This is a genomic window from Bradyrhizobium amphicarpaeae, assembly GCF_002266435.3.
Lineage (GTDB): Bacteria > Pseudomonadota > Alphaproteobacteria > Rhizobiales > Xanthobacteraceae > Bradyrhizobium > Bradyrhizobium amphicarpaeae.
In genome coordinates, this window is sequence record NZ_CP029426.2 from 4,293,564 (window position 1) to 4,312,904 (window position 19,341).

Genomic DNA, 19,341 nt, shown 5'->3' on the forward strand with positions numbered 1-19,341 from the left:
AAACATGGTCGATCTCGAGACCAGCTTAGGATCGTCGGCATCGCGGAGGCGCGGCTGATGGAAGGGTTCTTTCAAGCGCTCGCCGCGGGCCTGCTGATCGGCGCCGTCTACGGCCTGATGTGCGTCGGGCTCGGCCTGATCTTCGGCGTCATGCGCGTCATCAACTTCGCCCATGGCGATTTCATGATGCTCGGCATGTACGCCGCCTTCTATCTCTTCACCGCCGCCGGCGTGCAGACGCTGTTCGGCAACACGGTCGGGCCGTTCGTCGCCATTCTCCTGGCCGGGCCCGTGCTCGCGGTGTTCGGCTATTTCGTGCATCGCACGCTGATCTCGCACGTATCGGGGACGCGCACCGCATCGCTCGAAGGCGAAGGCCATTACGCCCAGCTCATCCTCACGCTCGGCATCGCATTGATCCTGCAGAACGGCGGCCTCATCGTGTTCGGCTCGGTGCTGGCCTCGATCCGGACGCCGCTGTCGAGCTCGGCCTGGGAGCTCGGGCCGTTCTTCGACATGAGCATCTTCCTCAACAAGGCCCGCAGCATCGACATGATCGTGTCGCTGGTGGTCATGACGCTGCTCTCGCTGCTGATCACACGGACCCGGATCGGCAAGTCGCTCCGCGCCGCCGCGGACAATCCGACCGCCGCGACCTATATGGGCATCGACGTCGACCGCGCGCACCGCACCGCCTTCGCGCTCGGCTGCGGCATCACGGCGATCGCCGGCGGCCTGCTCGCCACAAACTACCCGTTCCACCCCTTCGTCGGCCTCGAATACGTCATCGTCATGTATGCCGGCGTCGTGCTCGGCGGCATGGGCTCGATCATCGGCGCGTTCTGGGGCGGCATGACGATCGGCCTGGTGCAGCAGATGTCGACGCTGATCCTGCCGACGCAGTTGCAGAACGCCGCGATCTTCGCCGTCTTCCTCCTCATCATCTTCTTCCGTCCGCAAGGCTTCTTCGGGCGCATGGTCGAGAGGACGTGACCATGCTCCGGATGCGTTCACTGCTGCCTCCCCTGCTCTTCACGCTCGCTTATGCCGGGATCTCGCTCGGCGTCACCAACTCCTACTACCAGCTGATCCTGACGCTGGTGCCGGTATGGGCGGTGTTCGGCCTGTCGTGGAATCTGCTCAGCGGCTACACCGGACTGATCTCGTTCGGCCACGCCGCCTTCTTCGGGATCGGCGCCTATGCGACCGCGCTCGGCCAGATCTATTTCGACATCTCGCCCTGGCTGCTGATCCCGGTCGCCGCCGTGCTCGGCGGCATCGCCGGGCTCCTGATCGGATTTCCGACCTTTCGCCTGCAGGGTCACTACTTCGCGCTGGCGATGCTCGCCTATCCGCTCGCCATTCTCTACGTGTTCGAGTGGCTCGGCTTCCAGGAGGTGACGCTGCCGATCAAACGCGACGCGCCGATCGCCTACATGCAGTTCGCCGATCCCCGCCTCTACACGCTGCTTGGGCTGGCGCTGATGCTCGGCACCATCGTGCTGACGCAAATCATCGAGCGATCGCGCTTCGGCATGGCGCTGCTCGCGATCAAGCAGAACGAAGCCGCGGCTGAAGCGGCCGGGATCAACACGCTGGCCTGGAAGCTGCGCGCGATCACGCTCAGCGGTGCCATTGCCGCGGCGATCGGAGGGTTCTACGCGCAGGTGCTGCTGGTCGTGACCCCGGCATCGGTGTTCGGCATGCTGGTGTCGGCGCAGGCGCTGACGGTCGCGATGTTCGGCGGCGTCGGCACGGTCTGGGGCCCGGTGATCGGATCGGTGATCCTGATTCCGCTCGCCGAGATCCTGCACGCCGAAGCCGGCGCGCGCATCCCCGGCATTCAGGGCGTCATCTTCGGCCTTGCCATCGTCTGCGTCATCCTGCTCGCGCCGGAAGGCTTGTTCTGGAAGCTGCGCGATCTCCTGCGCAAGCGGAATGCCGCCAAGGCAACGGCGAGCGACACCGCGGAAACGGTCGCCGCCAATGTCACCGCGCTGCGGCCGGCTTCGCCGCGTCCCGCGACCGGTGAAGTCGTGCTCGAGGTCTGCAATCTCTCGCGTTCCTTCGGCGGCCTCAAGGCCGTGCAGGATGTCAGCTTCAAGCTGCACAAGAACGAGATCCTCGGCATCATCGGACCCAACGGCGCCGGCAAGACCACGCTGTTCAATCTGCTCAACGGCTTCCTCAAGCCGAGCCAGGGCGAGGTGCTGATCGACGGCCGCAAAATGTCGGGACAGCGGCCGCACGTGATCTGCGAGGCCGGCATCGGCCGCACCTTCCAGGTGATGCGGCCGTTCCTGCGCATGTCGATCCTCGACAACGTCGTGGTCGGCGCCTATGTACGCGCCCGCACCGACGACCAGGCGCGCCAGTTCGCGGCCGACGCAGTTGCCCGCGTCGGGCTGTCCGCGGTGGCCGATCGTGTCGCCGGCGAGCTCTCGACCAAGGAGCTGCGGCTGATGGAGCTGGCCCGCGCGATCGCCGGCCAGCCGCGTATCCTGCTGCTCGACGAGACGCTCGCAGGCCTCGGCCACGGCGAGGCCGACGAGGTCGTCGCAGTGATCCAGCAGCTCGCGCGCGACGGCATGACCATCGCCATCATCGAGCACACCATGCAGGCGATGGTGCGCCTCGTCGATCGCTTCCTCGTGCTCGACCACGGCGCCGTCATCACCGAGGGCCTGCCCGAAGTGGTGACGCGCGACAGCCGTGTCGTCGAGGCCTATCTCGGCAAGAAGTGGGCGGGCCATGCTGCGAATTGAAGGTTTGAGCGCGGGCTACTCCGCAAAACCCGTTCTGAACGACGTCTCGATCGAAGTCGGCGCCGGCCAGTTCGTCGCGATCGTCGGCCCCAACGGAGCGGGCAAGACCACGCTGTTCAAGACGATCTCCGGCATCGTCAAGCCGAGCGGCGGCGCGATTACGTTCGACGGCGTCGATCTGCTCGCGGTACCGCCGCCGCAGCGCGCGCATCTCGGCATCGCCCACGTCCCGGAGGGACGCCAGGTCTTCCCGTCACTGACCGTGATGGAGAATCTTGAAATGGGTGCGATGACGGAAAGCGGCCGCCGCGACTGGCAGACCAACATCGAACGCATCTTCGAATGGCTGCCGGTGCTGAAGGAGCGCCGCGATCAGTTCGCGGGCACGATGTCCGGCGGCCAGCAGCAGATGCTCGCGATCGGCCGCGGCCTCGCCTCCTCGCCGAAGCTCCTGATGCTGGACGAGCCCTCGATGGGGCTCGCGCCTTCGACCGCCGACTTCATCTTCGAACGCCTGATCGATATCCGGCGTCAGTCCGGGCTGACCATGCTGCTGGTCGAGCAGCGCGTCGCGGAAGCGCTGGAATCCGCCGACCACGGCTACGTCCTCGAAGCCGGACATGTCGTGCTCGAAGGCAACAACGACACGCTGCGCGCCGACGATCGGGTGCGCAAGGCCTATCTCGGCATGTGAACACCATAAAAGCAAAGACCAGGGAGAAACAAAATGAACAAGACATCAAAAGGACTGACGCGGCGCACTGTGCTGTCCGGCGCCGCCGCCGTCGGCCTCGCCGGCGTGGCACGCGCGCAGACGCCGGCGGAGGTGAAGGTCGGACTGATCGTGCCGCTGTCGGGCATCTACACCCGCCCCGGCCAAGTGATGAAGATGGGCGCCGAGATGGGCATCGAGCACATCAACGCGCAGGGCGGCATCAAGGCACTCGGCGGCGCCAAGCTGAAGCTGGTCGTGATCGACTGCGGCGACACCACCGAGAAGGCCAAGAACGCGGCGCAGCGCATGGTGGCGCAGGAGCCTGATCTGGTCGCCGCCACCGGCTCCTATCTCTCGTCCTTCACGCTCGCAGTCACCGAGGTGACCGAGCGCGCCGAGCTGCCGGTGCTCACGCTGTCCTATTCGGATCTTTTGACCGACCGCGGTTTCAAATACATCTTCCAGACCGCTGCGACCGCGAGCCGCCAGTCCGAGCTCGGCCTGCCGACGCTGATGAAGCTCGCCGAGAATGCTTCCGGCAAGAAACCGAAGACCGTGGCGATGCTGATGGACAACACCGCGACGTCGGTTGCCACGGCCAAGGCACTCAAGGAAAAACTGTTCGCGCAGGAAGCCCTGCAGCTCGTCGTCGAGGAAGTCTGGACCCCGCCGCTGTCGGATGCGACGCCGCTGATCCAGAAGGTTCGCTCGGCCAAGCCCGATCTGCTGCTGTTCATGCCGAACGCGGTATCCGACGCCAAGCTCGGCCTCGAGAAGATCAGCGAGTTCGGCCTGGGCCAGGGCAAGATCCCGACGGTGTCCTTCAGCATCACCATTGCCGAGCCCGACATGCTGCAGAGCGTGAGCCCGGAGACGGTGCAAGGCATCATGACCATCGTCGCCAATTGGGGTTCGAAGGGCCACGAGGCGCTGATCGCCGAGCTCAAGGCCAAGTACAAGGAGCCCTGGATGACGCAGAACGTCATCTCGACCTATGGCGACATGTGGCTGATGAAGGAAGCGCTGGAGAAGGCCGGCAAGGCCGACCGCAATGCGGTCGCGCAGGCCTTCCGCACCATGGATGCCGGCCCGTCGAAATATTATCCGGGCGGCCAGCTCAAATTCGACGAGAAGGGCCGTCGCGTCGGCGCCGGCGTCGTCATCGTGCAATGGCAATCGGGCGTGCCTGTCACCGTCTATCCGCCCGAGCTCGCGCAGGCGCAGCCGTTCTGGCCGAAGAAGTCCTAAGCATCGCGCAAATCCTGGGGAGGAGACTGTCATGACTGCCAAGAGCAAGATCACGATATCGCGGCGAACCCTGCTTGCCGGCGCTTCCGGCACGCTGATCGCATCCCGCGCCTGGGCGCAGCAGCCGGCAGAGGTCAAGGTCGGCCTGCTGGTGCCGATTTCCGGCCTCTATGCCCGTCCGGGAACGGTGATGCGCGAAGGCGCCGAGATGGCAATCGACCACATCAACACGCAGGGCGGCATCAAGGCGCTCGGCGGCGCCAAGCTGAAGCTCGTCGTGCTGGATTCCGGCGACACCACCGAGAAGGCCAAGAACGCCGCCCAGCGCATGGTGGCACAGGAGACCGATCTGGTTGCGGCCAGCGGCGCCTATCTGTCCTCGTTCACGCTCGCCGTGACCGAAGTGACCGAGCGCGCCAATTTGCCGATGCTCACCCTCTCCTACTCCGACCTGATCACCGAGCGCGGCTTCAAATACGTGTTCCAGACCGCGGCCACCGCGGGGTCGCAGGCCAAACAGGCATTGCCCCAGCTCATCAAGCTGGCGGAGACGGCCTCCGGCAAGCGGCCGAAGACGGTCGCGATCCTCACCGACAACACGGGCGCCTCGATCGCCTCGGCAAAGGCAATGCGCGAGGGCCTGCTGGCGGAGAACCAGCTGCAGCTGATCGTCGACGAGACGTTCACCCCGCCGCTGGCGGATGCGACCTCGCTGGTGCAGAAGATCCGTTCGGCCAAGCCCGACCTGCTGTTCTTCCTGCCGACCGTGATCTCGGACGCAAAACTGCTGCTCGAGAAGATGAACGAGTTCGGTCTCGGCCAGGGCAAGATCCCGACGATCTCGTTCGGCATCGCGATCGCCGAGCCGGACATGCTGCAGACCGTGAGCCCCGAACTGCTGCAGGGCGTGTTGACCTGCGTCGCGAGTTGGGGCGCCAAGGGGCATGAGGCGCTGATCGCCGAATTGAAGACCCGCTACAAGGAGCCGTGGATGACGCAGAACGCGATCTCCACCTACGGCGACATGTGGGTGATCAAGGACGCGCTGGAGAAAGCCGGCAAGGCCGACCGCGTCGCCGTCGGCGAAGCGCTGCGCACCATGGATGGCGGCCCCTCGAAATACTATCCGCTGGGCGAGATCAAGTTCGACGAGAAGGGCCGCCGCGTCGGCGCCGGCATGACCATCGTGCAGTGGCAAACCGGCATTCCAGTGACGGTGTTCCCGCCCGAACTCGCGCTGGCAAAACCGTTCTGGCCCAAAAGCTGACCACGCCGAACCAAAAAACGGAGAACAACATGGACAAGGCGACCTACGACCGCGGCCTCGAGATCCGCAAGAGCGTGCTCGGCAACGAATTCGTCGACAAGGCGATCGCATCAGCGGACGAATTCAACCGGCCGATGCAGGACCTCACCACGGAATATTGCTGGGGTTACGTCTGGGGCCGCGAAGGCCTCACCCGCAAGACGCGCAGCTTCCTCAATCTGGCGATGCTCTGCGCACTCAACCGGCCGCACGAGCTGAAGACTCACGTCCGCGGCGCGCTCGCCAATGGCGCGACCAAGGAGGAAATTCGCGAGGTCTTCATGCAGGTCGCGATCTATTGCGGCGTGCCGGCCGGCGTCGATGCGTTCCGCAACGCGAAGGAAGTCTTCGCCGAGCTCGACAGGAAGTAGCGGAGCAGGACTGCAAATGAAGGGCAAATGGGCACTCGTGACCGGCGCGACTGCGGGCCTCGGCTTCGCCATCGCGGAAGGCCTGGCCGGCGCGGGCGCCAATATTGTCCTGCACGACCTCGTCGCGCCGAAGCAGGCCGCGGATGATCTCCGCGCCCGCTTCGGCGTGGAGGTCGTCGCAGCCGGCGTCGATCTGTCCCGGCGTGAAGCGATCGAAGCCATGATGGCCGATCTGCACGTCCGCTGCGGCGCCATCGATATTCTCGTCAACAACGCCGTTGTCAGGCATTTCTCCGCGATCGAGCAGTTTCCACCTGAGAAGTGGGAGCAGGCGCTTGCCGTCAATCTGTCGGCGCCGTTCCATCTGATCCGCCTGGCGCTGCCGGCGATGAAGCAGCGCAACTGGGGCCGGATCGTCAATTTGGGCTCGATCTATTCGAGCCGCGCGGTCGAGGACCGTATCGACTACGTCACCACCAAGACGGCGATCGCAGGCATGACCCGCGCTGTCGCCATCGAGACGGCGCGCAGCGGCATCACCTGCAACACGCTCTGCCCCGGCACACTGCCGACGCCCGCGATCCTGAACAAGATCGCGACGATGGCGCAGACCAGCAGCCGTCCCGTCGCGGACGTGACGCGCGACTATCTCGGCGAGCGCCAGCCGACGCAGCGCTTCATCGACATGGACGCCGTCGCCGCCATGGTCGTCTTCCTCTGCGGCCCCGCCGCAAACGACATCACCGGCGCCAGCCTGCCGATCGACGGCGGCTGGTCGGTCGCATGAGAACTGGAATGGGAGTGCTGCGATGACTGAACAATCAGGCCAGACCGTCGTGCTGACCGGCGCCGCCGGTGGGATGGGGCGCGCCATCACCAAGGCACTGCTCGACAGCGGCCGCCGTGTCGTGCTGGTCGATCGCGACGCCAAGGCGCTTCAGGAACTGGCGGCGACGGCGGGCGACAAGGTGTTTCCGATCGAGCTCGACATCAGCGATGCCAAGGCCGTCGATCGCCTGCCCGATGCCATTCCCGGTCATTTCAGGCCGGTCGAAATTCTCATCAACAACGCCGGCCACGACATCGGCGGCCGGACGCGCTTCGACGTCGGTTCTGCAGATGATTGGTCCAACATCATCCAGACCAATCTGATCGGCCTGATGCGCGTCACGCGCGCGATCCTCCCCGGCATGGTCCAGCGCAACGCCGGCCATATCGTCAACATCAGTTCCATCAACGCGGTACGGATCGTGCCCGACATGGCGGCGTACAGCACCAGCAAGGCGGGCGTGCACATGTTCACCGAGACCCTGCGCGGCGAGTTGGCCGACACGGCGATAAGGGTCACCGAACTGCAGCCCGGCCTGACCCGGACCAACATCATCCTGACCCGCTACCGCGGCGATACGCAGAAGGAAAAAGACTATTTCGACCAGTTCAGGATGGCGCTCGATCCGGCCGATATCGCCCGTTCGATCGTCTTCGCGCTCGACCAGCCCGCCCACGTTCAAATTGCCGAAATGATGATTCTGCCTGTAAACCGGTACTGAGTTTTCCCGAACAGGACCCGGACATGGAAAGACGTAGCGAATTGCAGTCGACACTCCGCATCGAAGACGTCCCGACCGTCCGGGCGATGGTGGCGCAGAAGCTGCGTGAGGCGATCATGTCGGGAACGCTGAAGCCGGGCCAACGCCTGGTCGAGCGCGAGCTCTGCGAGATGATGGGCGTCAGCCGCCCCTCGATCCGCGAGGCGCTGCGTGCGCTCGAGGCCGACGGGCTGGTCAATATGGTCCCGCACCGCGGCCCCGTGGTGTCCACCATCAGCCTCGAAGAAGCCCGGCAGCTCTACGCGGCGCGCGCCGTGCTCGAAGGCTTCGCCGGCCGCGAATGCGCCAGGCTTCACGACCCCGAAGTCGCCCGCCGGATCGGCGACGCCCTGACGCGGCTGAAGGCGGCCGCGGCCAGGCAGGACCTCGTCGGGTGCCTCGAAGCGAAAACCGACTTCTACGCGGCGCTGATCGGCGGCTGCCGCAATGCGTTTATCCAGCGCATGCTCAAGCCCCTGCACGACCGCATCCAGCTGTTGCGGATCACGTCGATGTCGCAACCGAAGCGGATCAACAAGAGCCTTCGCGAGGTCACCGCGATCTGGCGCGCGATCCAGAACGGCGATGCGGATCTCGCCGAGCGCTGCTGCGTCGACCACATCAACGCGGCCGCGGTGGCCGCACTCGACATGATCGAAAAATCGTCGGCGGCCAAGGAGGCGGCGCCTTCCGACGACTAGAACAATGCCGCCAGGGAGTGTTCGATGAAGTTTCTCGTACGATCGCTGTTCCTGTTCCTCCTGCTCTGCCCAGGTGACGCGGCGGTCGCGGACGACTACCCCGTCCGCCCCGTCACGATGATCGTGCCGTTCTCCGCCGGCGGCCCGGGCGACGTCATCGCGCGCATCCTCGGCAGCGCCATGAGCGCGACGCTGAAGCAGTCCGTCGTCGTCGAGAACGTGGTCGGCGCCGGCGGTACGCTCGGCACCAACCGCGTCGCCAAGGCGGCTCCTGACGGCTACACGCTGCTGCTGATGCATGTCGGCCAGGCCACCGCGCCTTCCCTCTACGCCAAGCTGCCGTTCGACCCGGTCGGTGACTTCGCCCCGATCGGGCTCGTCACCGACGTTCCGATGATCCTGGTGGCGCGGCCGAACTTCCCGGCCAAGGATTTGAGCGAGATGATCGCCCGGATCCGCAGCGAGGGTGACAAGATGACTTTCGGCAATGTCGGTCTCGGCTCGGCCTCACAGCTCTGCGGCCTGATGTTCATGAGCACCACCGACACGAAGCTCTCGCAGATCTATTACAAGGGCGGCGGACCGGCGCTGAACGACATCATCGCCGGCCATATCGACGTTTATTGCGATCCCGCGACGGGGCCGACGCCGTACATCCAGTCGAAGACGATCAAGGGCTATGCCATCACCAGCAAGACGCGTGTCGCGACGCTGCCGGATGTGCCGACCTCGGCCGAAGCCGGCGTCCCCGAATTCAATGTCACGACCTGGTACGGCCTCTACGCGCCGCGCGGCACGCCGAAGCCGGTGCTCGATCATCTGGTCGGCGCGCTGCAGACGGCGCTGAAGGATCCCGCTTTGGTCAGCCGTTTCGCCGAGCTGAGCATGGCGCCGGTCGAGACCGAGCGCGCGACGCCGGAAGCGCTGGAGACCTTCCTGAAAGCCGAGATCGGCAAATGGGGACGGATCATCAAGGCGGCCGGGATCGAGCCGCAATAGGCGCCGGAGCGATCCGAAGGTGTGCACGCTGCTCATTGAGCAGGGCACACCTTGAAATTCTGGAACCCCCATGTTAGACAAAAATGAATTTTGTCTAACATGAGCAAATTGCCATGACAAAAGGATCAGCAAGCAAATTCCCAACGCGCCAGGGCAAGCGAGCACACGGCGCGGCCAAGGGTAGCTCGGGGCAAAAGGCTCATCGGGAGCCAGCGACGAGCCGGCTTGTCGAGAGCAACGCGCGGTTCGAAGCGGTTATGCGGGCGGCGGAAAAGTCGGGCCTCCTGAGCGAAAAAGGTGGCCGGATCGGCGGCAGGGTGAGCCCCGCCTTGCTGAGGCAGGCTAAACGGCAGACAGGCATCAAAACGGATACAGACTTGATCGAGTTTGCCCTGGCGACGGTCGCGCTCGATGACAATTTCGCAGACGCGTTCAAGGAGTCTCGCGCCACGGTCGATCCGAAGCTGAAGCTTGGCTTTTAGAGTGGCGGAGTTGGATTTCGACGCTGTCCGGCGGTGGGCGCGCTTCGATCCGCAAAGAACCCTGGCACGACGAAGAGACAACGAGCTCCCGTTCGCCGATCCGAATTCAATCGGCGGACAAGGACTCTTGCTCGATACATCGGTGTACATCGATCAGATGCAAGGTCGTTCGCCAAGACTGCTGGACGATTTGATCGCGCAGCGACAGGTCAATCATTCGACTGTCGCCATCCAGGAACTGATGTACACGGTCGGCGTCTTGGATCCATCCGACGCGCGAACCGCCGGTGTTATTGAAGTGATCGGCAAGCAGATCAGAGCAATGCCACCACATCGTGTCTTTGCGCCGGACATCGAGGTCCTCGGACGCGCTGCGCTGTTGTCGGGGATACTCTGCCGTCTCCAAGGCTACGAGAAGGGCGCCAAGCTTCGCGCTCTCCAGGATTGCGTGCTATTCCTTCAAGCGCAAAAGCTAGGCTTGGTTGTCCTGACCGCGAACGTCGGCGACTACGATATTCTACTCCAGCTCATTCCATCAGGGCGCGCTCTGTTCTATCGCGCGAAATAAACTCTTCTCCGAGGAAGAAGCCGCAGAGCTTGAACGCGCGCCAAGGTGCACTTGCCGCAGTAATCTGCAACCTTGATGTTCAGTTCGATTTCTACGCTGGGGTGACTCCGGTCGCCCTTCGAGCTCACCGCTGGTGTCGGCATTTTGCCTGCCACGACCGCTCCGTAGGGGCAAAGAACAATCACTTGAACGTTCGTAACCGCGGCTGAACCGCAAAACAGCTTGACGATGGCGCCAACACCAAATGTAATGTTATAACATAACATGTTCGGTCCCAATGCCTCGCCGTCCCCGTATCCCCTTGAAAAGACTGTTCGATCTCCATGCGAAAACTCCCCGTCACCGTCTTGTCCGGCTTCCTCGGGGCTGGAAAGACCACTTTGCTGAACCACGTCCTGAACAACCGGCACGGCCTGAAAGTGGCGGTGATCGTGAACGACATGAGCGAGGTGAACATCGATGCGGATTTGGTCCGCGATGGCGGTGCGAACCTGTCCAGGACTGACGAGAAGCTGGTCGAGATGACCAACGGCTGCATCTGCTGCACGCTGCGCGACGACCTCCTGAAGGAGGTCCGCGCCCTCGCCGAAAACGACCGGTTCGATTATCTGCTGATCGAATCCACCGGCATCTCCGAGCCGCTGCCGGTTGCGGCGACTTTCGACTTCCGCTCCGAGGACGGCGAAAGCCTCTCCGACGTGGCACGCCTCGACACCATGGTCACCGTGGTCGATGCGGTGAATCTGCTGAGGGATTATTCGTCGACGGATTTCCTCGAGCAGCGCGGCGAAGCGCTGGCGAACGACAAGCGCACGCTGGTCGATCTTCTCGTCGAGCAGATCGAGTTTGCCGACGTGATCGTGCTCAACAAGGTCGATGACGCCTTGCCGGCGCAACGCGAAGCCGCGCGAAAGATCATCCGGGCGCTCAATCCGGACGCAGAGCTGATCGAAGCCAACCACAGCCGGGTCCCCTTCGATCGGATACTCGACACCGGCCGGTTCGACTTCGAAAAGGCGCAAGCGCATCCGCTCTGGTTCAAGGAGCTTTACGGTTTCGCCGATCACGTGCCGGAGACGGAGGAATACGGCGTCACCAGTTTCGTCTATCGCGCGCGCCGGCCGTTCGATCCCGAAAAATTCGACAAGTTCGTGCGAGAACCCTGGCCCGGTGTCATCCGCGGCAAGGGACATTTCTGGCTGGCGACGCGCCCGCAATGGCTTGGCGAGATCAGCCAGGCCGGCGCGATCACGCGCACCGAGGCGCTCGGATTCTGGTGGGCGAGCGTGCCTGCGGAACGCTGGCCGGACGACCCGTTCTGGCGCAAGCGATTGCGCGCAAATTGGAACGACGTCTATGGCGATCGTCGCCAGGAAATCGTGTTCATCGGCGCGGGCATGGACGAGAGCGCACTTCGGGCCCGCCTGGACGCCTGCCTGGTCCCGGGCAAGCCGGCCATGAACGTCACGGAATGGGCGAAGCTCGCAGACCCGTTTCCAGTCTGGCGGCGCGCGGACGAAGTCGTGGTCCACGAATGACCAAGATCGTCCGCTTCGCCTCCAAATCAGAACTCGAGCGGCAGCGCCTCATTCGCGAGGCGCGCGCGATCTACGACAGCATCTTCCCGCCGGACATCCCTGCCGGCGGCTGCGCACATGATCCGTCGGGTCAACCGGCGGCGCACGAGGCGGCCGCCGAAATCCAGTCCAAACGACAATGATATGAAGGTGGTGCGCTCGGAGGGACTCGAACCCCCACGATTTTACTCACTGCCACCTCAAGGCAGCGCGTCTACCAATTCCGCCACGAGCGCTTTGGGGATGCCGGCTTGAGGCCTGAAGGCCAGCCGGATCAACGGCGCCGATCTAACAAATCCATCAGAGGGGTACAAGCCTGCAAAGGCCCTGAATTCCACAGCTTTGCAGGAAAGTTCCTGGCCTGGCCCCGAATCGGCCCTCGCCGCAGGCCCCGGCCGCTACCGCGTGCCCCGGCCGCTACCGCGTGCCCGGCGTGCGCGGCAGCATTTGCTTGACCTCGACCGCGATGCGGTTGCGGTCGACCAGCACGACGCCCGAGGCGACCGGCAGATTATTGGCCAAAACCTTGACCTCGTCGGCCTCGGTTGCGTCCAGCTCGATGATGGCGCCGCGGGAAAGACGTAATACCTGATGGATCGGCATGGTGGTCGTCCCGAGGACGACCATGAGATCCACGGTGACTTTATCGAGAGTGGGCACTGTCAGGACCGCCGCAACAGGGACTAAGGACCAAGGACTTCGGACAAGGACTCGGACGAGCACTTGGCATTTGCACCTGCAATGATCACCACGTTATGGTTAGCCAATGGTTAATTTGCCCCAAAACCCGCGCCAAGAGCTGGATTTGACGTCGTTTTCGGCGTCCCGCGGCCAGCCCGTGGAGTGGCGGATCTCGGACGCCCCGGTGCCCTATCCGGAAGCGGTGGCCGCCATGGAAGCCCGGGTCGCCGCCATTGCGTCGGGCGAGGCCCCGGAGCTGGTCTGGCTGCTCGAACACCCCCCGCTCTACACCTCGGGCACCTCGGGCAAGGAAGCCGACCTGCGCGATCCCCGCTTCCCGATCTTCGCCACGGGACGCGGCGGCCAGCTCACCTATCACGGGCCCGGCCAGCGGGTGGCCTATGTCATGCTCGACCTCAAGCGCCGCCGGCCCGACGTCCGGGCCTATGTCGCGAGCCTGGAAGAGCTGATTCTGCGCACGCTTGCCGCCTTCAACGTCCGCGGCGAGCGGCGCGAGGACCGGGTCGGCGTCTGGGTGAAACGGCCCGACAAGGGCGAAGGTTTCGAGGACAAGATCGCGGCGATCGGCGTGCGGCTGAAACGCTGGGTCTCGTTCCACGGCATCGCCATCAATGTCGAGCCGGAGCTGTCGCATTTCGCCGGCATCGTGCCGTGCGGGGTGATCGATCCCCGCTATGGCGTCACCTCGCTGGTCGATCTCGGCCAGCTCGTGACCATGGCCGACGTCGACATCGCGCTTCGGCAGGCGTTCGAGGAGCTGTTCGGGCCGACCACGGCACGCGTGCCGGAAGCGGCCGTCTGACACTTTTCTCACCGAGCCTGATCGCGCCTGCTCTCCCCTGGTCGCGGAATCGGCTATGCTTGCGTCAGGCGTCACCCACGCCTCCCCCCTCCGCCGGGAAAGCAGACATCATGCCGGGCGAGTTGATCATCGGCCGACTGTTCGAGCGCCAGGCATAAGGAGGGATTGCGCTTTCTGCTCGCAATGGGAGGTTTTGACGATGAGATTGTCTGCACCGATCTACCAATTGAAGCGCAAGGCGAAGCGCCTGTCCCGCGAGGAAGGCATTCCGCTGCACGATGCACTCGACCGCATCGCGACGACGGAAGGGTTTTCCACCTGGAGCATGCTCGCAGCGAAAGCCGCTGCTATCACGCCGGCCAACAGGCTGTTTCCGCAATTCCGGCCGGGCGATCTGGTGCTGGTCGGCGCGCGGCCCGGCCAGGGCAAGACGCTGATGAGCCTCGAACTTGCCGTGGAAGCCATGAAGTGCGGCCATCGCGCTGCGTTCTTCTCGCTCGAAGACACCGAGAAGGATGTGCTGGAACGCATCCAGGCGATCGGCGCGAGCCCTGCGCAATTCGCTGACATGTTCGAGGTCGATTGCTCGGACGCCATCAGCGCCGATTACATCGTCAAGCAGATGGCCGCGGCGCCACGCGGCACAGTCGTGGTGATCGACTATCTGCAACTGCTCGACCAGCGGCGGGAAAACCCCGACCTCTCCGTTCAGGTCCGTGCGCTGAAATCGTTCGCACGCGACAAGGGGCTGATCGTCGTCTTCATCTCGCAGATCGACCGGTCCTACAATCCCGCAGTCAAGCCCTGCCCGGATCTCGACGATGTCCGGTTGCCGAATCCGCTCGACCTGACGCTGTTCGACAAGACGTGCTTCCTGAACAATTCCGAAGTCCAGTTCCGGGACGCAAGCTGACGCTCAGGCCGCGGGTGAGATGGCTCACCCGCGGCTTGCAGCCTCACGCCGCAGCTAGCGACACGTCGAGCTTGCCGGCGATGTAGCGGCGCTCCTGGGTGAGGCCGCCAAAACCGTAGGCGTCGCCCTTGACCTCGTCGACATGCAGATAGGTCTCGGGATGCAGCGGCCCCAGGATCTCGGCCATGCGCTTGAACATGGCGGCAAGATAAGCGGCCTTCTCGTCCTTGGTGTTGGTGCCCTCGGTGACGTGGATGTCGATCCAGTAGCTGGAGAGATTCTGCTCGGCGAGCGACTTGCCGCCGGCGAACCAGTCGCCGGCCTCGACCGACTTCACGATGATGGCGGTCACCTTGGGATCCTTGTGCAGGATCCTTGCGGTGAGCTCGGACACGGCGTTGGCGATGTCGGCCTTCAACGAGGGAGACTGGCGGGACGAAGTGTAGGACACGGTGATCAGGGGCATGGTGGCTCTCCTCGAGTTGCAGCGCGGGATTTGCGCGGCGTTGATGAGAAGCTAGACCTCCTCCTGTCATTTTGGTATCTTATCTCTGTTGATACCAGTGATAACTATTCATAATGACAGCCACTCTCGACATCGCCACGGTCAAAGCCTTCCTGCTGGTCGCCGAGCTCCAGAGCTTTACCCGCGCCGCGGAAGCGCTCGGCACCACGCAGGCCGCGGTCAGCCTCAAGCTGCAGCGGCTGGAGACATTGCTGGCAAGACGCCTGGTCGAACGCTCGCCGCGCGCGGTCCGGCTCACCTCCGACGGCGCCAGCTTCCTCGATCGCGCCCGCGCGCTGATGGCGGCGCATGACCGCGCGCTGTCGGGCGAGGCCCCCGCCTCGCAGTCGCTCTCGCTGGGCATCTCCGACCACGCCGCCGGACCCGAACTGGTGCCGCTGCTGGAGCGCCTGCACGCGATGTCGTCGAACCTCACCCTTGCCGTGACCATCGGCTTCTCGCGGGAGATGCAGGATGCCTATGATGCGGGCGAACTGGATGCCGTGATCGTGCGTCAGGAAGGCAGCCGCCGCGGCGGCGAGAAGCTGACCGAGGACGAGTTCGGCTGGTTCGCGTCGCGCCGCTTCACGCTGCCCAAGGGCGAAGCGCTGCCGCTTGCGACCCTCGCCCCGCCCTGCGGCGTCCGCGCGATTGCCGTGCGCGCGCTCGACAAGGCTGGCCTCACCTGGCGCGAGCGCTTTGTCGGCGGCGGCGTCACGGCGGTGGTGGCGGCCGCGCTGGCCGGACTCGCCATCGCGCCGCTGGCTCGGCGGATTGCACCGGCGGGACTCGTCGACATCGGGCCAGCGCACAAGCTGCCGAAGCTCGGAAGCTCCAAGGTGATGCTGCATTCGAAGGTCAGCGATCCCGCGAAGCTTGCGGCCCTGCGCGCGGTGGCGGCGACGTTCCGGAGCGCTGCGGCCGCCTGATACCTCACAGGATCGCCTCGAACGCGCCGCGCCTGCGCTGGCGGCGGCCGAGTTCCTCGAAGACCGCTCCCTTGTCAAGTTGGCCTCCTCGCGTATACGGAGGGGGATCTTTGCCCAAAAATGTTCCAACGTCGGGGAACCATCTCGCCCTTGCGGCGTTTGCCCCCGTTGAGGCAGGGTCCGGGAATGGTCGAAAAATTCAGTCAGCAGAGGGACTTGTTCGAGAGCGAGCGTAGTTTCCGGCTGTTGGTTGAGGGAGTTGCGGACTACGCCCTCTATATGCTCGATCCCAAGGGGATCATCACCAGCTGGAACATCGGCGGCGAGCGCATCAAGGGCTACTCGCCAAACGAGATCCTCGGCCAGCATTTCTCCCGCTTCTATACCGAGACCGACCGCGCCAACGGCAAGCCGGCCCGTGCGCTCGGCATCGCCAGGGAAAAGGGGCGCTACGAGGAGGAAGGCTGGCGGGTCCGCAAGGACGGCACCTTCTTCTGGGCAAGCGTGGTGATCGACCCGATCTACGAGGGCGGCGAGTTGGTCGGCTTCGCCAAGATCACGCGCGACATTACCGAACGCCGCAATACGCAGCTCAAGCTCGAGGCGATGCAGAAGCAGCTCGCCGAGTCCCAGAAGTTCGATGCGCTGGGACAGCTCACCGGTGGGGTCGCCCACGACTTCAACAACCTGCTGATGATCATCAGCGGCAGCCTGCACATGCTGAAGCGGGGCGCCGACGACCCGGCCAAGCTTCAGCGCGCGATCTCGGCGATCGAGACCGCCACCAAGCGCGGCGCGGCGCTCACCAACCAGCTCCTCACCTTCGCGCGGCGGCAGAGCGTCAATCCGCAGGCGATCGATTTCGCCGAACGCATCGCGGCGATCCGCGAGGTGCTCGATGCCGGCGTCGGCAGCTCCGTGCGCCTGACCTTCGATATCGGCCGCGACGTCTGGCCACTCAAGACCGACGCCTCGGAACTCGAGACCGCGCTGCTCAATCTCGTCATCAATGCCCGCGACGCGATGCCCGACGGCGGCACGGTGACGATCGCCGCGCGCAATGTCGCGCTGGACGAGGCACCGCTCGCCGGCGACTTCGTCGCAATCGACGTCACCGACACCGGGTTCGGTATTCCCTCCGACGTGCTCGGCAAGATCTTCGAGCCGTTCTTCACCACCAAGCCGATCGGAAAAGGCACCGGCCTCGGCCTGTCCCAGGTCCACGGCTTCGCCCACCAGGCCGGCGGCACGGTGAGGGTCGCAAGCGAGCTCGGCAACGGCACGACCTTCACCATCCTGCTGCCGCGCGGGAACGAAGCCCCATCACAAGAGATGGCGGCAGAACCGGCGTTCCACGGCAGCGGCACAGTCTTGCTGGTGGAGGACAATCCGGACGTCGCGGTCGTCAGCATCGGCCTGCTGGAACAGCTCGGCTACCAGGTGCGCCGGGTCGCGGACGCCGAAGCCGCCTTGCGTGAGATCGAGAGCAACGGCGTCGACTTCGTGTTCTCCGACATCGTCATGCCCGGCAAGATGGACGGCCTCACCCTCGCCCATCATCTCCGCGAGATCCGCCCTGGCCTGCCGATCCTGCTCGCCACCGGCTACAGCGAGGTCGCCGCCGGCGTGCGCGGCGATTTTCCGATCCTCCGCAAGCCCTACGAAATCCACGAACTCAGCGAGGCGATCGCCAAGCTGCCAAGGTGAGGTTCTCGAGAGGTGAACCCTTCGTAGGGTGGGCAAAGCGAAGCGTGCCCACCATCTCATAACGACCGCGAAAATCATGGTGGGCACGGCGCAAGTGCGCCTTTGCCCACCCTACGAGACCGGCTTGGCTGCTCGGCATTTGCCACTCCCACGTGGCCGACGCACAGACAGCACCTACAGCGTCGGCAACACCGAAAACGCTTCCCCTGCCCGGCGCAGGTTCAGCTCATCCGCGCTCGCCGTCTCGCTCGTCACACTGTCCACGCGCGAGGACGGCGGGCCGTGGCGGCACAGCGCGACCATGTCGGCGACGTGCTTCGGCGCGCCCGCGAACAGCGCTTCGACGCAGCCGTCGCGGCGATTGCGCACCCAGCCTTCGAGGCCGCACGCAGTCGCCTGATACTCGACCCAGGCCCGGTAGCCGACGCCCTGCACGCGCCCGCGGATCATGACCTGGAGGATCGCCCGGCTCATTTCTTCAGCCCGAGAAAGTCGGCGCTGCGCGCCTTGACCTCGGCCTCCCGCATGACACGGTTGGTCAGGTCCGCCGACGGCAATCCCTTCAGCGCCTTCGGCGCCGTGCCTTCGCGCAACGCCTTCTGGGTCTCGTAGACGGCCTGCGTCGCCGCCGCGATCGGCGCGTGGCCCTGAAGCGCGATGCGCACGCGCTGGCTGGCGAGATAGTCGAGCGTATTCAACTCGTCGGGCGCACCACCGAGCACGATGGGAAGACGCGTTGCAGAGGCGATCGCCTCGAGCTCGGCGCGCGACTTGATTCCGGTGAAGAACAGCGCATCGACGCCCGTCGCCTCATACGCCTTGGCACGTTTGATCGCATCCTCGATCGAGGTGATCGAGGCAGCCCCCGTGCGCCCAATGATGACCAGCGAAGGATCGTTGCGGCCATCGAGCGCCGCCTTCATCTTGCCGACGCCTTCCTCGAGCGAAATCAGCTGCGCCTTTGCCTCACCGAAAGCCGCCGGCAGCAGCGTGTCCTCGATGGTGAGGCCGGAAGCGCCCGCCGCCTCCAGCTCCTGCACCGTACGGCGCACATTGAGCGCATTGCCATAGCCGTGGTCGGCATCGACCAGCACCGGCAGCACTGAGGCGCGCGACATCCGCCGCATCTGCTCGCAAAGCTCGGTAAGCGTGATCAGCGTGATATCGGGATCGCCGAGCACCGCAAGTGAAGCGACCGAGCCGCCGAACATGCCGAGCGGAAAGCCGAGATCCTCGGCGATGCGGATCGAGATCGCGTCATAGACCGAGCCGGGATGGACGCAAGCCGGGCCCGACAGGATGAGGCGCAGTTTCTCGCGGCGGGACCGAAAGGCCATGGTGCTTTCTTTCTCTTGGGACCGAAGCCGCAGCTCCAATCTCCGGCATTGCGAGCGTAGCGAAGCAATCCAGAAATGCATCCACTGAGACAACTGGATTGCTTCGTCGCCAAGGGCTCCTCGCA

General features: G+C 64.6%; 22 protein-coding genes and 1 tRNA gene. 18 read left to right on the forward strand and 5 right to left on the reverse strand.

What is annotated here, in order from left to right:
• Positions 1-57 precede the first annotated feature (57 nt).
• The 14 genes from CIT40_RS19985 (at position 58) to CIT40_RS20050 (ending at position 12,464) form a co-directional block, all read left to right on the forward strand.
• On the forward strand, positions 58-993 hold the full coding sequence (locus CIT40_RS19985; protein ID WP_094891964.1) for a branched-chain amino acid ABC transporter permease: 936 nt from the start codon (positions 58-60) through the stop codon (positions 991-993).
• Positions 994-995: 2 nt separating this feature from the next.
• Positions 996-2,765: a branched-chain amino acid ABC transporter ATP-binding protein/permease gene (locus tag CIT40_RS19990; protein WP_193550873.1), complete on the forward strand. Its 1,770-nt coding sequence runs from the start codon at positions 996-998 to the stop codon at positions 2,763-2,765.
• Positions 2,752-3,459: an ABC transporter ATP-binding protein gene (locus CIT40_RS19995; RefSeq protein WP_094891966.1), complete on the forward strand. Its 708-nt coding sequence runs from the start codon at positions 2,752-2,754 to the stop codon at positions 3,457-3,459. Before CIT40_RS19990 ends, CIT40_RS19995 begins: the two co-directional genes overlap by 14 nt.
• A gap of 33 nt (positions 3,460-3,492) precedes the next feature.
• Positions 3,493-4,728, forward strand: coding sequence for an ABC transporter substrate-binding protein (locus CIT40_RS20000; RefSeq protein WP_094891967.1), 1,236 nt, complete (start codon positions 3,493-3,495; stop codon positions 4,726-4,728).
• 31 nt (positions 4,729-4,759) lie between these two features.
• A complete protein-coding gene (locus CIT40_RS20005; RefSeq protein WP_094891968.1) occupies positions 4,760-5,995 on the forward strand; it encodes an ABC transporter substrate-binding protein in 1,236 nt (411 codons plus the stop codon).
• A gap of 29 nt (positions 5,996-6,024) precedes the next feature.
• Positions 6,025-6,405, forward strand: a complete 381-nt coding sequence (locus CIT40_RS20010; RefSeq protein WP_018320625.1) for a carboxymuconolactone decarboxylase family protein — start codon at positions 6,025-6,027, stop codon at positions 6,403-6,405.
• 16 nt (positions 6,406-6,421) lie between these two features.
• Positions 6,422-7,192, forward strand: a complete 771-nt coding sequence (locus tag CIT40_RS20015) for an SDR family oxidoreductase (protein WP_094891969.1) — start codon at positions 6,422-6,424, stop codon at positions 7,190-7,192.
• Positions 7,193-7,214: 22 nt separating this feature from the next.
• Positions 7,215-7,955: an SDR family oxidoreductase gene (locus tag CIT40_RS20020; RefSeq protein WP_094891970.1), complete on the forward strand. Its 741-nt coding sequence runs from the start codon at positions 7,215-7,217 to the stop codon at positions 7,953-7,955.
• A gap of 23 nt (positions 7,956-7,978) precedes the next feature.
• Positions 7,979-8,695, forward strand: coding sequence for a GntR family transcriptional regulator (locus tag CIT40_RS20025; protein WP_094891971.1), 717 nt, complete (start codon positions 7,979-7,981; stop codon positions 8,693-8,695).
• 24 nt (positions 8,696-8,719) lie between these two features.
• Complete coding sequence (locus CIT40_RS20030) at positions 8,720-9,694, forward strand: tripartite tricarboxylate transporter substrate-binding protein (protein ID WP_094891972.1); 975 nt, start codon at positions 8,720-8,722, stop codon at positions 9,692-9,694.
• Between the two features lie 113 nt (positions 9,695-9,807).
• The gene (locus CIT40_RS20035) at positions 9,808-10,176 is read left to right on the forward strand and encodes a hypothetical protein (RefSeq protein ID WP_244611812.1); all 369 of its coding nucleotides are present in this window, start codon (positions 9,808-9,810) and stop codon (positions 10,174-10,176) included.
• A gap of 1 nt (position 10,177) precedes the next feature.
• Positions 10,178-10,744, forward strand: a complete 567-nt coding sequence (locus CIT40_RS20040; protein WP_094891973.1) for a type II toxin-antitoxin system VapC family toxin — start codon at positions 10,178-10,180, stop codon at positions 10,742-10,744.
• Positions 10,745-11,067: 323 nt separating this feature from the next.
• Positions 11,068-12,282, forward strand: coding sequence for a zinc metallochaperone GTPase ZigA (zigA, locus tag CIT40_RS20045; RefSeq protein ID WP_094891974.1), 1,215 nt, complete (start codon positions 11,068-11,070; stop codon positions 12,280-12,282).
• Positions 12,279-12,464 carry a hypothetical protein gene (locus CIT40_RS20050; RefSeq protein WP_094891975.1) on the forward strand — a complete coding sequence of 62 codons (186 nt, stop codon included), beginning with the start codon at positions 12,279-12,281 and terminating at the stop codon, positions 12,462-12,464. Before zigA ends, CIT40_RS20050 begins: the two co-directional genes overlap by 4 nt.
• A gap of 8 nt (positions 12,465-12,472) precedes the next feature.
• Here the strand turns inward: CIT40_RS20050 and CIT40_RS20055 are convergent.
• Both CIT40_RS20055 and CIT40_RS20060 read right to left on the reverse strand, forming a co-directional pair.
• Positions 12,473-12,557, reverse strand: a tRNA-Leu gene (locus CIT40_RS20055).
• Between the two features lie 181 nt (positions 12,558-12,738).
• Complete coding sequence (locus CIT40_RS20060; protein WP_011088012.1) at positions 12,739-12,981, reverse strand: FliM/FliN family flagellar motor switch protein; 243 nt, start codon at positions 12,979-12,981, stop codon at positions 12,739-12,741.
• Between the two features lie 106 nt (positions 12,982-13,087).
• Here CIT40_RS20060 and lipB point away from each other — a divergent pair, with 106 nt between their 5' ends.
• Both lipB and CIT40_RS20070 read left to right on the forward strand, forming a co-directional pair.
• A complete protein-coding gene (gene lipB / locus CIT40_RS20065; RefSeq protein WP_094891976.1) occupies positions 13,088-13,825 on the forward strand; it encodes a lipoyl(octanoyl) transferase LipB in 738 nt (245 codons plus the stop codon).
• A gap of 199 nt (positions 13,826-14,024) precedes the next feature.
• Positions 14,025-14,738, forward strand: a complete 714-nt coding sequence (locus tag CIT40_RS20070; RefSeq protein ID WP_100298064.1) for a DNA helicase — start codon at positions 14,025-14,027, stop codon at positions 14,736-14,738.
• Positions 14,739-14,781: 43 nt separating this feature from the next.
• Here the strand turns inward: CIT40_RS20070 and CIT40_RS20075 are convergent, their stop codons facing one another.
• Positions 14,782-15,204: a tautomerase family protein gene (locus CIT40_RS20075; protein WP_094891977.1), complete on the reverse strand. Its 423-nt coding sequence runs from the start codon at positions 15,202-15,204 to the stop codon at positions 14,782-14,784.
• 113 nt (positions 15,205-15,317) lie between these two features.
• On the opposite strand from CIT40_RS20075, the gene CIT40_RS20080 reads away from it, so the two are divergent.
• Entirely contained in the window at positions 15,318-16,172 is an 855-nt protein-coding gene (locus CIT40_RS20080; protein WP_094891978.1) for a LysR family transcriptional regulator, read from the forward strand.
• Positions 16,173-16,358: 186 nt separating this feature from the next.
• Complete coding sequence (locus tag CIT40_RS20085; protein WP_094891979.1) at positions 16,359-17,879, forward strand: PAS domain-containing sensor histidine kinase; 1,521 nt, start codon at positions 16,359-16,361, stop codon at positions 17,877-17,879.
• Positions 17,880-18,053: 174 nt separating this feature from the next.
• Here CIT40_RS20085 and CIT40_RS20090 read toward each other — a convergent pair whose 3' ends face one another.
• Entirely contained in the window at positions 18,054-18,353 is a 300-nt protein-coding gene (locus tag CIT40_RS20090) for an acylphosphatase (RefSeq protein WP_094891980.1), read from the reverse strand.
• A complete protein-coding gene (locus CIT40_RS20095) occupies positions 18,350-19,216 on the reverse strand; it encodes an isocitrate lyase/PEP mutase family protein (protein ID WP_094891981.1) in 867 nt (288 codons plus the stop codon). Before CIT40_RS20095 ends, CIT40_RS20090 begins: the two co-directional genes overlap by 4 nt.
• Positions 19,217-19,341 lie beyond the last annotated feature (125 nt).